This is a genomic window from Nitratiruptor sp. YY09-18 (assembly GCF_016593235.1).
GTDB lineage: Bacteria > Campylobacterota > Campylobacteria > Campylobacterales > Nitratiruptoraceae > Nitratiruptor.
The window spans coordinates 415849-429585 of record NZ_AP023065.1; the positions used below are offsets into that span (position 1 = coordinate 415849).

The window sequence follows — 13737 nt, forward strand, 5'->3', positions numbered from 1 at the left end:
TATGAAACCAAGTGAGATCAAAAGAAAACGCCAGGCTTCGCTTCTTAGAGAACTTATCAGTGAGGCTCTTGGGCAGCTTGATGATGAGAGACTGCATGGTATCACGATAACTGATGTGGATGTGAAACGGGGTGGATATGATGCAGACGTATTTATAGATAAGAGTTTCTATACTCCCCAAGAGCAGCAAGAGATCCTCAAAGCACTCAAACGTGCAGCTCCTCTTTTGCAAACATTTTGCCTGGAAGCGAGTGGTTGGTATAAGTGCCCAAAATTTCATTTCAAATTTGATGAGCTTCTAGATCAACAGAAAAAAATAGAAGAGCTTTTTAATAAGATAAAGGATGAGAAGTGAGTCTAGAACAAGATATCAAAAAAATAGTAGAGTCGTGTGGAGCCAAACTCTATGATATCGAGACAGTAAGTGAGCATGGCAAGACGATCTATCGCGTCACAATAACTGATAGAGATGGTGTAGATCTTGATAAGTGCGCTAAAGTTTCTAATCTCATCTCTCCTTTGCTCGATGTCAATCCGCCAGTAAGTGGTGATTATAACCTTGAAGTGAGCTCTCCAGGAATTGAGAGAAAGCTCAAAAAGCTTGCACATTTTGAAAACTCCATAGGTGAGAAGGTACGCATCACAACGATCGAAGGTGATGTTATTGATGGAGTTCTTGAAAAAGTTGAAGGAAATACAATTTTTATCAAGACAGCAGATGGCCTTGTGAGCGTAGATTTTGATGATATCCAAAGTGCTAAGACATATTTTGAATGGTAGCATTTGATTCACTTGTTATGGAGCTTTGTCTCCATGAGGCTTGGAAATATCAAGGACTTACATATCCAAATCCTGCAGTCGGTGCTGCAGTAGTCAAAAATGGAAAGATTTTAAGCATTGCAGCCCACCAAAAAGCTGGAAGTCCCCATGCTGAAGTATTAGCTGCAAGAGATGCATACTATGCCCTCACCCAAGATGAAAATATCTTCTCAATCGAAGGCTCTTTGCATCTGCATAACTATTTGCAAAAGCATGCAGGCTCACTCTTTTGCGATGCAGAACTCTATGTGACACTTGAGCCCTGCTATCACTATGGTAAAACTCCACCTTGCACATTTTTGATAAAAGATCTAGGCTTTAAAAGAGTAGTCATCTCAGTCATGGATCCCAATCCTAAAGCAACAGGTGGTGCTGCATATTTAAAAAGTAAAGGTGTAGAGGTAGTTGTAGGTATCAAAGAAAAAGAGGGGAGAGATCTTCTAGAGCCATTTATCTTATGGAGCAAGAAGCGCTTTATCTTTTTCAAACTTGCACAGACTTTCAATGGAAATATCACTGATGGCCTCATTTCCAATATCAAAGCGCGTGAATATGTGCATGCTTTGCGTGATAAAATCGATCTGCTTGTTATTGGTGGCAACACTGTGCGCATAGATAAGCCAATACTTGATAGTAGACTCGTAGGAGGAAAAGCCCCAGATATATTAATCTATTCAAAAAAGCAAAAATTTAATAAAAAGATTCCTCTCTTTGACGTACCAGAGCGCAAAGTCTATATAGAATCGGACTTAGAGAGAGTGAATGATTATAAATTTATTATGATTGAGGGCGGGGAGGGTATGCTCAAAGCCACAAGGAGACTTGCTGATTGGTATCTTTTTTTTGTTGCTCCAAGGCTCAGCGATCTTTCTAGTTATAAAATCAACAAAAAACTCACCTTCCTCCATCAGCGCACTATCGATGGAGACTTGATGATCTGGAGTAGGAATGGATAAGCAAAAGAAAATTGTACATATGTTTGATGATATAGCCAAAAGCTATGACGTCGCAAATAGGGTGCTTAGCTTTGGAAGCGATATTGCCTGGCGTAAAAGAGCGTGTGATCTTGCTTTTGGCTTCTATGACAAAGATGAAGTGACTCAAATTACAGATGTTGCCTGTGGCACCGGAGATATGCTCGGGTTTTGGGAGAAGATTGCTCAAAAAAGAGGCATAAAAGTCAATACCTATCTTGGCATCGATCCATCACAAGGAATGCTAGAAGTTGCCAAAGAGAAGTTTCCCCACTTTTCCTATCTGCAAGCTTTTGCACAAAATCTTCCCCTAGAAGATGAGGTGAGCGATTTTGTCAGTATCACTTATGGTATTCGCAATGTCGTAGAACGCCAAAAGGCACTTGATGAGTTTGCCCGCATACTCAAACCTGGCGGCATATTAGTTATCTTAGAGTTTACAAAAAGAGAAAAACAGACTTTCATGGATAACGTGGTAGAGTTTTATATGAAAAAGGTGCTTCCTGCTGTTGGAGGATTTGTCTCTGGAAATAGGGCTGCTTATGAGTATCTGCCAAACTCAATCGATAACTTTTTAACTACAGAGCAGCTTATTCGAGAACTCCAAGAGGCTGGTTTTGCTATGGAGTATACAAAAGCTTTCTCTTTTGGAATATCTACACTCTTTATTGCCAAAAAACGCTCATGAACATCATCACAGTCTCAGCGCTCAATGAGCAGATCAAAAATCTTTTGGAGTCCCATTTCCAGATCGTTTATGTAGAAGGGGAGGTAAGTCGTCCTACATATCATACGAGTGGCCATCTCTACTTTAGTCTCAAAGACAAAGAGAGCGTTATTCGGTGTGTCATGTTTCGCAGCTCCCTAGCAAAGGTACCGTTTCGCGTAGAAGATGGACAAAAGCTCATTGTTGCTGGCAAGATTGGAGTCTATAAGCCAAGAGGCGAGTATCAGCTCTATGCACTTGAGCTCCATCCTGCAGGAGAGGGAGCTTTGCAGCTTGCATTTGAGCAGCTCAAAAAAAAGCTCGCGGCAAAGGGGTATTTTGAAAATAAAAAGCCGATTCCTCCATTTATCCGCTCAGTAGCGCTTGTCACATCCCAAACGGGAGCAGCACTGCAAGATATGCTGCGCATCATTAATAAACGCTGGCCACTTTTGGAAGTTAAGATTGTTGATACTTTGGTGCAGGGCAAAGATGCAGCCCCAAGTATCGCCCAGGCTATCAAGGTAGCAGATAGTCTGGGAGTCGATGTGATTGTAGTTGGGAGAGGTGGAGGGAGTTTGGAGGATCTTTGGTGTTTCAATGAAGAGATTGTTGCCGATGCAATCTATGCAGCCAAAACACCGATAGTCTCTGCAGTTGGGCATGAGATTGATTATGTTATCAGCGATTTTGTAGCAGATCTTCGCGCTCCAACTCCAAGTGCTGCTATGGAGATGATACTCCCAGATCGCCAGGAGATGCTTTTGGCAATTGACAATCTTTTAGAGAGTCTTGAGCATCGCATGCAAGTAATTCTCAGCGCAAAAGAGCAAGAACTAGTACACCTTGCGCGTTCATTCGAGCAGCTCTCACCGCAAAAGAGACTCCAATTTTTGCAAAACGATATTGAAGCTTTACAAAAGAATCTCACTCAAGCGCTTTTTGTACATTTGCAGCAAAAGGAGTCTTTACTACCGCAGCTGCGATTATCTTTTGAGAGGGCAATTGATGCACAACTCCACGCATATACCAGTACCCTTGCAACGTTAGGACAAAAGTTGGAGATGGCTATGAAGGCAAAAGAGCTGCCTCCAAAGAGTGCGCAAATTGTTAAAAATGGCAAGCCTGTAACTTTGGAAGAGGTAGCAAGTGGTGATGAAGTGGAGCTGCAGGATCTTCACTACAAAGCGCTAGCAAAAATTTTGCAAAAAGATGTGCTCTAAACTCTTTGTCTATGGAACTCTCAAGAGAGGTCTGTGCAATCACCACTATCTACAAGGCGCCAAATTTTTTGGTGAGGCTACAACAACCAAAGCTTATCCTCTCATTGCTCCTCGTATCTGGTATCCTTACTTGATAGATGCTCCAGGATATGGCAAAAAAGTCAAAGGTGAGCTCTATAAGATAACACCAAGAATTTTGCAGCAGATCGATCTTTTGGAAGAGTATCCCTATTACTACAACCGTAAAATCATAGATATTGTTGATACACAAGGCAGGCTCCATAGAGCCTGGTGCTATTTTTATAATGAAGATATTGTTTTTACACAGTGGGAGTATTTAGAGGAGTTTCGGGGCTAAAAGCATTGAAAGCTTCGAGCTTGTCTCATTCGCAAGCTTTTCTATAATTTGATCGATTTTATCTTTTTTGTACCAGCGAGGATTTTTGACTTTTGCGAGTTTTGCTGTGAGTTTTTTGGCTTCTTCAATTGTGCCAACCTCATCCACAAGTCCCACCTTTTTAGCTTGTCTAGCAGTAAAGATATGCGCTTGCGCCCAATCATCACTTCTATTGAGGTCAAGACCTCTTGCCTTTGCTACGTCAGAAGTAAACATATTGTAGGTATCAAAGATTATCTTTTCGATCTCTTGCTTTTCGTACTCTTTCCACTCTCTAAATGGAGTTCCCACCTCTTTATATTTTCCGGCTTTGACTACTTGGGGCTTGATACCGATTTTATCAAGCAGTCCTTTAATTTGCGGCGATTCAAAAATCACACCAATTGAGCCAATGATAGCTCCTGGGTTTGCTACGATTTTTTTGCTCCAAATACTTGCATAGTAGCTGCCACTTGCCATAGTTCCAGCTGCATAGGCAACGACTGGCTTTTTTTGAGCTAAGCGCTTGATTGCTTCACTGATCTCAATCGAAGGTGCTACAGCGCCACCAGGAGAGTCTACAACGAAAAGAACCCCTTTGATAGAGGGCTTTTGTGCTAGTTTTATCTCATCAAGTACTGGCTTGCTATCTATTATTGTTCCGTACAGTGTTATGCGCATGAGATTTGGTTTTTGGAGGCTCTCTTTTTGCGAGGCTCCAATAATGGCTAGGATAATAAGCAAAAGAATAATCGCTTTGAAATATTTTTGTAAAAAATCAAGCGTTGCGGTTAGAGGCAAAAAGAGAGTGCGAAAAAACTCTGTAATGCCTCCCCTTTTGTTTTGCTGATCATTTTCCATAGAGCTCTCCTTTTATGTAAACTTTTTGAGGCAATTGTGTATGGAGTATTATATGCAAAAAGAGTTCATCCTCTCTTACTAAATCTTTTGGGACAGACACCAGCTGCATTGTTGCTGGAGCCCCTTTAGCAATCACTCCTCCTCTAAAGCCCAAAACTTCATGAGAGAAAGCTGTTGCTTTGGTGATAAGCTCTTTTGCAAACTCTTTTGCGTGATAGTGCGCATGGACAAAAAGAGCTGCGCGCATCTCTTCAAACATATTGAGAGAGTAGTTAGAGCTGAGTCCATCAGTTGCAAGAGTATAGGGCAAAGGCTTGATCTTTTCTAGATCAAGCACACCATTGCCAAGCAGGCGATTGGATATTGGACAGTGTATAATTGTCGTATCACTATTGTGTAAAAGCTCAATCTCTTTTTCGTTAGCCCAGACCATATGGACAAAGAGATTTTTTGTCTCTTGGAATAGTTGCAAAAATCTCTCACTCTCATTGACTGGACGTGATTGATTGAGAAGCTTGGCAAAAAACTCTTTAAATGGACCATTTGCATTATCTATCCACTCTCTCTCAGCTTTGCTTTCCATATAGTGGACACTTACTATGCTCTCATGCTTTTTGGCAATCTCAAGAGCTTTTTTTGCCAAGATATAGTGCACAGAATAGGGTGAATGGATAGCCACTCCTGCCTTGAAACTTTCACTCTCTAGTTTTTTGCTTTGGAAAAATCTATCAAGAAAAGATGCATACATCACATCTGCAGCTGCAGGATTGGAGCCTATTATTTCGTTAAAGTAGTAGATATTGAGTTTTGATGCTGCACATATCTCCATCTCCTCACCATAGCTACTAATCTGCCCAATAGTGGTAGTGCCTGAGGTAATGAGTGCATTGATGGCATTTTGGAGACACTGCTTATCACAGCGCGGAAGGAGCTCTTCGCGATGCTCAATGACACTGTAGAGCCATGGCAAAAACTCTCCATAACTCAGAGTCGCTTGGTTGGCACTAAACTCAAGATGGACATGGGGGTTGGCAAATGTTGGCAAAAGTGCTTGCTCTTTTGCTTCGATCACCTTGGCATTAGGATAGCTTTTGGTAAGATTTGCAAGCGTATCAATTGCTACTATCTTCTCTTCAAAGGCTACTGCCGTGTGTGAAAGTACCTCATGGGGTGTTACAACAAAGCGTGGATTGATGATTTGCAATCAATTCTCCTTTAGCAAAAAGTTGCTATAATCATACCTTAAATAAAACCACAGTAAGGAATTGTCAATGAAAATAATGGTCATTCAAGGTCCAAATCTCAATATGCTAGGTGTTCGTGAACAGCAAATCTATGGTCCTATGAAGCTAGAAGATATCCATAAGCAGATGAAAGCATTTGCAGATGCAAATGGCCTTGAAATTGAATTTTTCCAAAGTAATCTTGAGGGTGAACTTGTGGATAAGATCCAGGAGTGTCTTGGTGATGCTGATGGTATTATTATCAATGCTGGAGCATATACACACACTTCAATTGCAATTAGAGATGCTATTGCTGCAGTGCAGCTTCCAACTATTGAGGTGCACATCTCAAATGTGTATAGACGTGAAGAGTTTCGCCAAAAGAGCATGATTGCGCCAGTATGTGCAGGTGTGATTACAGGTTTTGGCCCATTTAGCTATCACTTGGCGATGGTTGCGATGAATCAGATTTTCCAAGAGATTCAAGCTCTCAAACAAGCGCAACAGCAGCAACAGCAACAGCAATAAAATGAACTATATTCTCCAAGACGAAAATGCAGTCTACTATGAAGTAGGATTTAGCTGCGATAACGAGCTACTTCTCGTTTTGGGGAGTGAGAAGTTTTTTATAACAGATGCCAGGTATACCACAGAAGCAAAAGAGGCTATTACAAATGCGCAAGTAGTTGAGGCGCGTGACCTCTTCGCTGCTGCGCGAAAGATTTTGCGCAAAACAAAAATCAAAAAGATCTTTTATGACCCAAATGACTTAAGCGCTGCGCAGCTGCAGGTATTGCAGAAACTCTCAATCACCTTCACTCCCAAAAAAGCTTTCTCTTGGCAAAAGCGCATCATTAAAACTGAAGAGGAGATTGCAAAGATCAAAGAGTCGGTGCGACGCAATGCCGAGGCTTTCAATCGTTTTGCAAAGTTTTTGGAAAGTGCAGAGGGTTTAAGCGAGAAGAGAATCCACTTTGAAGCTGAAGCGATCTTGCGTAACTTTGGTGAGTATATGCTCAGTTTTGATCCAATATTTGCGATCAATGAAAATGCTGCCAAACCGCACGCAATGCCGACTGAAAAAAGACTGCAGCGTGGAGATTTGGTGCTCTTTGATGCTGGGATCAAGTATGAGCGTTACTGCTCTGATAGAACCCGCACAAGCTACTATGGCCAAAGCATCAATTTTGACAAAGAGCAAAAGTTTCCAGATAGTAAAATCCAAAAAGCTTATGATATTGTCAAGAAGGCACAAGAAGCAGCGATCAAAGCTGCACGTAGCGGTATGAAGGCAAAAGAGCTTGATAAGATTGCTAGAGATATTATTGATAAATCTGCATTTAGTGGGTACTTTGTCCACTCTTTGGGGCATGGTGTAGGTCTTGATATTCATGAGATGCCATTTATCAATAGCAAAAATGACCAGATTCTCGAAGATGGCATGGTCTTTACTATTGAGCCTGGTATCTATATCCCAGGTGAGTTTGGAATTCGCATCGAGGATATGGTAGTATTGCGCAACTCAAAGGCCGAGGTGCTATGATTTGCGTTTAGGAAATCTATACTTTTTCGATGAGTTTCCAAGAGTTTTTCTATCGCACAAACAGCGTAACTTTGCAATCTGGGGGATTGGGGGAAATATCGGAAATGTTCCAAGAAGATTCAAAAAACTTTTGCAAATTCTCAAAAACAATCCAAGAATATCTCTCAAAGCAACATCCCCAATCTTAAAAAATCCCCCTTTTGGATTTTTAGATCAGCCAGATTTTTACAATGGTGTTATCGCATTTGAGACGAATATGTCACCACGAGAGCTTTTACGCTATGGACTCTATCTAGAAAAACGTATGAAAAGAGAGCGAACATTTAAAAACGCTCCACGCACTCTTGATATAGATATAATCTTTTTTAATGATTTAAAAATTGAGGAGAAGGATTTAGTAATACCGCACCCTTTTTGGAGTGAGAGAGAATCTGTAGTGAAACCAATGAGATATATTTTGGAGGTTTGATGAGGTTTATTACGATAACCAGTGGTAAAGGTGGTGTTGGCAAGAGTACAATTGCAGCCAATATTGCATATCTCCTCTCCATTTATGGATATAAAACAGCAATTTTTGATGCAGATATTGGGCTTGCCAATCAAGATATTATTTTGGGTGTCAAGCCAGAATTTACCATATTGGACGTAATGAAAGGAAAAGTCTCTTTTGAAAGGTGTGTGATACAGATCAATAACAATCTCTACCTCATTCCTGGTGAGAGTGGTGAAGAGATTTTGGAGTTTGACAATCAGGAATTACTTGATAAGTTTTATAAAGGGATAGAAAAATTTGCAGATCTTGACTTTCTCATTATTGATACCGGAGCAGGTATTGGTGAGAGTGTACAAAGCTTCATAAGAGCCTCTACAGATACTATAATTGTGACAGTTCCAGACCCTTCAGCTATAATGGATGCTTATTCTATGATAAAATATAGCGCAAAGATAAAAGATCATCTTTATATGATTATCAATAGAGCCAAAAATAAAAAAGAGGCTCTTGAGATTTTTCAAAAGATTCAAAGTGTTGCCGAGCGTCATATTCCTCAAAAGTTCAATCTAGAACTTTTGGGATTTGTGCAAAAGAGTGATGTTGTCGAAGAGTGCAGCAAAGCACGCCAGCTTGTTGCAAAGGAGCAACCTTCATCGATTGTAGCAATGGAGCTGAGTGACATTGTAAAAAAACTTACAAATTCACTCACAAAAGATGGAGAACATATCAAAGAGACCCCAAATATAGCGGTATTTTTCAAAAGGCTGCTACAAAAAATATGAGGAGAAGGAGTGAAAAAAAGAGTACTACTTGCGATGAGTGGAGGAGTGGATAGCTCCTTTACCGCCACACTACTGCAAAAAGAGGGCTACGAAGTTGTTGGTGTCTACTTCATGTTTCATCCCCGTGCTGAATACCATAAAAAAAATATCGAAAATATCAAAAAGGTTGCCAAGCTCTTAGATATCGAATACCACATAGAAGATAGAACCGAAGAGTTTAGCGAACGAGTCTATAAACCATTTGTAGAAGGGTACATTGCCGGGCTCACACCCAATCCGTGTGCACTTTGCAACAGAGTGATGAAGTTTACTGAACTTGTGGAGATGGCAGATAGGCTTGACATTGAGAGGGTAGCTACTGGCCACTATGCCAAGACTGATGGCAAATTTATCTATGAAGCAACTGATAAGAGCAAAGATCAAAGCTACTTCCTCTTTAATCTCAAAAGAGAGTTTTTGCCCCGTATCATCTTTCCTCTTGGAAACTGGTATAAAGAGGATGTAAAAAAAGAGGCGCTGAAAATTCCTTTGCTTCAATCAATTGCAGAGCAAAAAGAGAGTAGCGAGATATGTTTTGTAGAGCAAAGCTATATCGATGTGCTCAAAGAACACACTGAGGTGGATATGCCAGGGAAGGTACTCAATACAAAAGGGAAAGTGGTAGGAGAGCACAAAGGCTATATGCACTATACTATCGGCAAGCGCAAAGGTTTTCGGGTTCATGGAGCAACTGAGCCTCACTATGTACTTGATGTGATACCTGAGAAAAATATCATTGTTGTGGGTAATAAAGAGCAGTTAGCAAAGCAGCGAGTGGTGCTAAGTGGTCTCAACATGTTCATCGATGACAAAGAGTTTGATGCCTTTATCAAAGTACGCTATCGCACACATAAAGTTCCTTGCAAAGTCAAACGTGATGGAAATGTAGCAGTTGCCGAGCTCCAAGAACCTGTCTATGGGCTTGCGAAGGGACAGGCTGGAGTCTTTTATGATGAAGAGAAGGTGCTAGGTGGAGGCTGGATAGTTTAGCTATAATTACGACAAAAATTTATAGGAGTGATAATGCGTGGTTATAAGGTGTTTTCTGGAACTGCTCATCCAGAATTTGCAGCGCAAATGGTGCAGTATCTTGGTGTGCCTCTTTCACAAGCGACTGTGAGTCGCTTCAGTGATGGTGAGATCAATGTGCAGATTCAAGAGTCTGTGCGTGGTCGCGATGTGTTTATTGTGCAACCAACAGGTGCTCCAGCAAACGATAACTTGATGGAATTGCTCATTATGACTGATGCACTGCGTAGATCAAGTGCTGCTTCAATCACAGCAGTCGTTCCATACTTTGGCTATGCAAGACAGGATAGAAAAGCCGCTCCAAGAGTACCGATCACTGCAAAACTTGTAGCCAATATGATGGAAAAAGCTGGCATTACGCGTGTTATTACTATGGATTTGCATGCTGGACAGATTCAGGGTTTTTTCGATATTCCTGTAGATAACCTCTATGGATCAATCATTTTTAAAGAGTATGTCAAGAGCAAAAATCTCCCAAATCCCGTCGTAGCTAGCCCAGATATTGGGGGTGTAGCAAGAGCGAGATATTTTGCTCAAAAGCTTGGATATGATATGGTGATAGTGGATAAACGAAGAGAAAAAGCGAATGAATCAGAAGTGATGAATATCATTGGTGATGTTGATGGGAAAGATGTGATCATTGTAGATGATATGATAGATACTGCTGGAACTATCGTCAAAGCTGCAAAAGCCCTCAAAGAAAAGGGTGCAAATTCAGTTATGGCCTGCTGTACGCATCCAGTGCTCAGTGGTCCAGCATATGAGAGAATAGAAGAGGGTGAGCTTGATGAGCTTGTGGTGACAAATACGCTGCCACTTAAAAAAGAGAGCAGTAAAATCAAAGTCCTCTCTGTTGCAAATCTCTTTGGCGAAGTTATTAGAAGAGTTTACTATAACGAGAGTGTCAATAGCCTCTTTCACTAATTAAAGGTACCTATGGAAAATATTAGAAATTTCTCGATTATTGCTCATATCGACCATGGCAAAAGTACGCTTGCTGATAGGCTCATCCAAACCTGCGGTGCTATAGATGAGCGTAAAATGAGTGAGCAGGTCATGGACACTATGGATATAGAAAAAGAGCGCGGTATCACGATCAAGGCACAAAGTGTTCGCCTGCGTTACAAAGCAAAAGATGGTAAAGAGTACATCCTCAATCTCATTGATACTCCAGGCCATGTGGACTTTAGCTATGAGGTGAGCAGATCCTTGGCTTCGAGTGAAGGAGCATTGCTTGTAGTTGATGCCAGTCAGGGAGTAGAAGCGCAAACGATTGCAAATGTCTATATCGCACTTGAAAACAACCTTGAGCTCATCCCCGTAATAAACAAAATCGATCTTCCTGCAGCAGATCCAGAGCGGGTCAAAGAGGATATCGAAAACACGATTGGACTAGATTGCAGTGATGCAATTGAGGTGAGTGCAAAGACAGGAATAGGAATAGAAGAGCTATTAGAGGCGATAGTAGAGCGCATACCAGCTCCACAAGGTAACCCAGATGCACCTACAAAAGCTCTCATATATGATAGCTGGTTTGATAGCTATCTTGGAGCATTGGCACTTGTAAGAGTCTTTGATGGTGAGATTAAAAAAGGGCAAGAAGTGTTCGTTATGGGCACTGGCAAGAAACATGAGGTGCTAGATCTCATGTATCCCCACCCAATCAAACCGCAAAAGACCGATGCAATTAAAACAGGCGAGATTGGTATCGTCGTCATGGGGCTCAAAAACATTGGCGATGTACAAGTGGGTGATACGATTACTGATGCAGCCAATCCAACAGCTGAGCCAATTGAAGGTTTTGAAGAAGCGAAACCTTTCGTTTTTGCTGGACTCTATCCTATTGATACCGACAAATTTGAAGATCTACGTGAAGCACTTGAAAAACTCAAGCTCAACGATGCAGCTATAACCTATGAGCCAGAGACATCTGCAGCTCTTGGTTTTGGATTTCGTGTGGGTTTTTTGGGACTTTTACATATGGAGGTTGTAAAAGAGAGACTTGAGAGGGAATTTGGGCTTGATCTTATAGCTACTGCTCCAACGGTTACATATAAAGTCAAAAAGACTGATGGAACAGAGCTGCAGATTCAAAACCCTAGTGAACTGCCACCTCCGCAAGAGATTGACACTATTTATGAGCCATATGTCAAAGCTACAATAATAACACCGACAGAGTTTTTGGGAAATGTTCTTAATCTATTAAGTGAAAAGCGCGGAATCCAGCTGAAAATGGACTACATCACACAAGATAGAGTGATGCTAGAGTATGAAATCCCTATGAATGAGATCGTGATGGATTTTTATGATAAGCTCAAAACAGTAACTAAAGGGTATGCAAGTTTTGATTATGAGCCGAGCGGTTATAAAGAGGGTGATCTTGTCAAGCTTGATATCCGCGTAGCGGGAGAGGTGGTGGATGCACTCTCTATCATTGTGCCTCGCGACAAAGCGCAATATAAAGGAAGAGAATTAGTCAAAAAGATGAAAGAGCTCGTTCCAAAGCAGCTCTTTGAAGTGGCTATTCAAGCAAGTATCGGCAATAAAATCATAGCTCGTGAGACAGTAAGTGCGATGCGCAAAAATGTTACTGCTAAGTGTTATGGTGGCGATATTACACGAAAGAGAAAGCTTTTGGAAAAGCAAAAAGCTGGTAAAAAACGCATGAAAGCGATAGGAAAAGTACAGCTTCCTCAAGAAGCATTTTTGAGTGTTTTGAAGATCGACTGATGCGATGCTTGGTATGTGGGGCATTCTCTTTGCCTCACATTTGTAAAAAATGCCAAAAAACTCTCCTTGCACCCAATCTTCATAAACGCCAAATATTTAAAGGTTTTTATGTTTATAGCTTTTATAGTTTTGAAGAGATTGAGGATCTTTTGCATCTTAAATACCACCATGTTGGCAAATATATCTACAAAATCTTGGCGCAAAATAGTTTACAAAAATTCTCTCAGGAGTTTTGCTATCCTGCTGCTTTGGTACCAGTTGATGCGAAAATTACACAATATGGATACTCCCATACTGCAATTTTAGCAAAAGCTTTAGGATCAAAGTATCTCAAGCCCCACTTTAATGCTCTCTATGCTTCAAATAGTGTCAGCTATGCTGGTAAGAGTTTAGAGTATCGTCTTGCTCATCCTCGTCAGTTCAGGTATAAAGGAGGGCTGGGAGAAGTAATAGTAGTCGATGATGTTATTACAACAGGTACAACACTCAAAGAGGCAAAGAGTGCTATTGAGGCTACTGGTGACAAGGTGCTCTTTGCAATCACTCTCGCAGATGCTGCGAGGAGTGATAGTTAATCTTTTTGAATGCCGGTGATATAGTAGGTCTCTTTTCCTTCTACTTTTTGAAGGTTGACGTTGTATTTATGTGCCCATTTGAAAAGTTCATCAAGAGCTGCTTGTAAGATATTTGGATCATCTGTTTCTATTTTGATTTTAAAGTATGGTTTAGAATTAGAGAGTGCCACAAACCCTTCAAAGTTTTTGAGATGATCATGAAGAGCGAGAATGTGGCGTTTGATCTGTTCATAGCCGCTTGTAGACTTGGCTATGTTTTCTAGTTGAATAAGATTTGCGCTATTGGCATGATAGCCAAGCTGTGTGAGAAGACCTTCGTTAGATATATGCATCAAAACTCCTTCTATCTTTTTTCTTATGATAG

17 protein-coding genes are annotated in these 13737 nt (G+C 40.9%); 14 read left to right on the forward strand and 3 right to left on the reverse strand.

The features are described from left to right. Window position 1: 1 nt before the first annotated feature. From rbfA to JG734_RS02435, 6 genes are read left to right on the forward strand one after another with little or no spacing between them, the layout of a single operon-like run. Complete coding sequence (rbfA, locus tag JG734_RS02410) at window positions 2-355, forward strand: 30S ribosome-binding factor RbfA (RefSeq protein ID WP_201333441.1); 354 nt, start codon at window positions 2-4, stop codon at window positions 353-355. Next, a complete protein-coding gene (gene rimP, locus JG734_RS02415; protein WP_201333442.1) occupies window positions 352-780 on the forward strand; it encodes a ribosome maturation factor RimP in 429 nt (142 codons plus the stop codon). The genes rbfA and rimP overlap by 4 nt, the downstream gene beginning before the upstream one ends. Then, a complete protein-coding gene (gene ribD, locus JG734_RS02420) occupies window positions 774-1775 on the forward strand; it encodes a bifunctional diaminohydroxyphosphoribosylaminopyrimidine deaminase/5-amino-6-(5-phosphoribosylamino)uracil reductase RibD (protein ID WP_201333443.1) in 1002 nt (333 codons plus the stop codon). Before rimP ends, ribD begins: the two co-directional genes overlap by 7 nt. Beyond that, entirely contained in the window at window positions 1768-2481 is a 714-nt protein-coding gene (ubiE, locus tag JG734_RS02425; protein WP_201333444.1) for a bifunctional demethylmenaquinone methyltransferase/2-methoxy-6-polyprenyl-1,4-benzoquinol methylase UbiE, read from the forward strand. The genes ribD and ubiE overlap by 8 nt, the downstream gene beginning before the upstream one ends. After that, complete coding sequence (xseA, locus tag JG734_RS02430) at window positions 2478-3722, forward strand: exodeoxyribonuclease VII large subunit (protein ID WP_201333445.1); 1245 nt, start codon at window positions 2478-2480, stop codon at window positions 3720-3722. Before ubiE ends, xseA begins: the two co-directional genes overlap by 4 nt. Beyond that, window positions 3712-4080 (forward strand): gamma-glutamylcyclotransferase, encoded by a 369-nt coding sequence (locus JG734_RS02435; RefSeq protein WP_201333446.1) that lies wholly within the window; start codon window positions 3712-3714, stop codon window positions 4078-4080. Before xseA ends, JG734_RS02435 begins: the two co-directional genes overlap by 11 nt. Here JG734_RS02435 and sppA read toward each other — a convergent pair. Further along, window positions 4060-4959, reverse strand: a complete 900-nt coding sequence (sppA, locus tag JG734_RS02440; RefSeq protein ID WP_201333447.1) for a signal peptide peptidase SppA — start codon at window positions 4957-4959, stop codon at window positions 4060-4062. The two genes, JG734_RS02435 and sppA, sit on opposite strands and share 21 nt — an antisense overlap. Beyond that, the gene (locus JG734_RS02445) at window positions 4949-6163 is read right to left on the reverse strand and encodes a metal-dependent hydrolase (protein ID WP_201333448.1); all 1215 of its coding nucleotides are present in this window, start codon (window positions 6161-6163) and stop codon (window positions 4949-4951) included. Before JG734_RS02445 ends, sppA begins: the two co-directional genes overlap by 11 nt. A 67-nt stretch (window positions 6164-6230) precedes the next feature. Here JG734_RS02445 and aroQ point away from each other — a divergent pair, with 67 nt between their 5' ends. From aroQ to JG734_RS02485, 8 genes are read left to right on the forward strand one after another with little or no spacing between them, the layout of a single operon-like run. Then, entirely contained in the window at window positions 6231-6710 is a 480-nt protein-coding gene (gene aroQ, locus JG734_RS02450; protein WP_201333449.1) for a type II 3-dehydroquinate dehydratase, read from the forward strand. A 1-nt stretch (window position 6711) separates the two neighbouring features. Further along, window positions 6712-7725 (forward strand): aminopeptidase P family protein, encoded by a 1014-nt coding sequence (locus JG734_RS02455; RefSeq protein ID WP_201333450.1) that lies wholly within the window; start codon window positions 6712-6714, stop codon window positions 7723-7725. 1 nt (window position 7726) lies between these two features. Then, window positions 7727-8194 (forward strand): 2-amino-4-hydroxy-6-hydroxymethyldihydropteridine diphosphokinase, encoded by a 468-nt coding sequence (gene folK / locus JG734_RS02460; RefSeq protein ID WP_201333451.1) that lies wholly within the window; start codon window positions 7727-7729, stop codon window positions 8192-8194. Continuing rightward, window positions 8194-9000: a P-loop NTPase gene (locus JG734_RS02465; protein WP_201333452.1), complete on the forward strand. Its 807-nt coding sequence runs from the start codon at window positions 8194-8196 to the stop codon at window positions 8998-9000. Before folK ends, JG734_RS02465 begins: the two co-directional genes overlap by 1 nt. 9 nt (window positions 9001-9009) lie before the next feature. Continuing rightward, complete coding sequence (gene mnmA, locus JG734_RS02470; RefSeq protein ID WP_201333453.1) at window positions 9010-10029, forward strand: tRNA 2-thiouridine(34) synthase MnmA; 1020 nt, start codon at window positions 9010-9012, stop codon at window positions 10027-10029. Window positions 10030-10062: 33 nt separating this feature from the next. Next, window positions 10063-10992, forward strand: a complete 930-nt coding sequence (locus tag JG734_RS02475; RefSeq protein ID WP_201333454.1) for a ribose-phosphate pyrophosphokinase — start codon at window positions 10063-10065, stop codon at window positions 10990-10992. Window positions 10993-11004: 12 nt separating this feature from the next. Beyond that, entirely contained in the window at window positions 11005-12798 is a 1794-nt protein-coding gene (gene lepA, locus JG734_RS02480) for a translation elongation factor 4 (protein WP_201333455.1), read from the forward strand. Further along, on the forward strand, window positions 12798-13373 hold the full coding sequence (locus tag JG734_RS02485; protein ID WP_201333456.1) for a ComF family protein: 576 nt from the start codon (window positions 12798-12800) through the stop codon (window positions 13371-13373). Before lepA ends, JG734_RS02485 begins: the two co-directional genes overlap by 1 nt. Here the strand turns inward: JG734_RS02485 and JG734_RS02490 are convergent. Beyond that, window positions 13370-13705: a hypothetical protein gene (locus tag JG734_RS02490; protein ID WP_201333457.1), complete on the reverse strand. Its 336-nt coding sequence runs from the start codon at window positions 13703-13705 to the stop codon at window positions 13370-13372. The two genes, JG734_RS02485 and JG734_RS02490, sit on opposite strands and share 4 nt — an antisense overlap. Between the last annotated feature and the right edge of the window lie 32 nt (window positions 13706-13737).

Coding starts and splice junctions, on each gene's coding strand:
- rbfA (WP_201333441.1), top strand. CDS start 2: ATGAAACCAAGTGAGATCAAAAGAAAACGCCAGGCTTCGCTTCTTAGA.
- ribD (WP_201333443.1), top strand. CDS start 774: ATGGTAGCATTTGATTCACTTGTTATGGAGCTTTGTCTCCATGAGGCT.
- ubiE (WP_201333444.1), top strand. CDS start 1,768: ATGGATAAGCAAAAGAAAATTGTACATATGTTTGATGATATAGCCAAA.
- xseA (WP_201333445.1), top strand. CDS start 2,478: ATGAACATCATCACAGTCTCAGCGCTCAATGAGCAGATCAAAAATCTT.
- JG734_RS02435 (WP_201333446.1), top strand. CDS start 3,712: ATGTGCTCTAAACTCTTTGTCTATGGAACTCTCAAGAGAGGTCTGTGC.
- sppA (WP_201333447.1), bottom strand. CDS start 4,959: ATGGAAAATGATCAGCAAAACAAAAGGGGAGGCATTACAGAGTTTTTT.
- aroQ (WP_201333449.1), top strand. CDS start 6,231: ATGAAAATAATGGTCATTCAAGGTCCAAATCTCAATATGCTAGGTGTT.
- JG734_RS02455 (WP_201333450.1), top strand. CDS start 6,712: ATGAACTATATTCTCCAAGACGAAAATGCAGTCTACTATGAAGTAGGA.
- JG734_RS02465 (WP_201333452.1), top strand. CDS start 8,194: ATGAGGTTTATTACGATAACCAGTGGTAAAGGTGGTGTTGGCAAGAGT.
- JG734_RS02475 (WP_201333454.1), top strand. CDS start 10,063: ATGCGTGGTTATAAGGTGTTTTCTGGAACTGCTCATCCAGAATTTGCA.
- lepA (WP_201333455.1), top strand. CDS start 11,005: ATGGAAAATATTAGAAATTTCTCGATTATTGCTCATATCGACCATGGC.
- JG734_RS02485 (WP_201333456.1), top strand. CDS start 12,798: ATGCGATGCTTGGTATGTGGGGCATTCTCTTTGCCTCACATTTGTAAA.
- JG734_RS02490 (WP_201333457.1), bottom strand. CDS start 13,705: ATGCATATATCTAACGAAGGTCTTCTCACACAGCTTGGCTATCATGCC.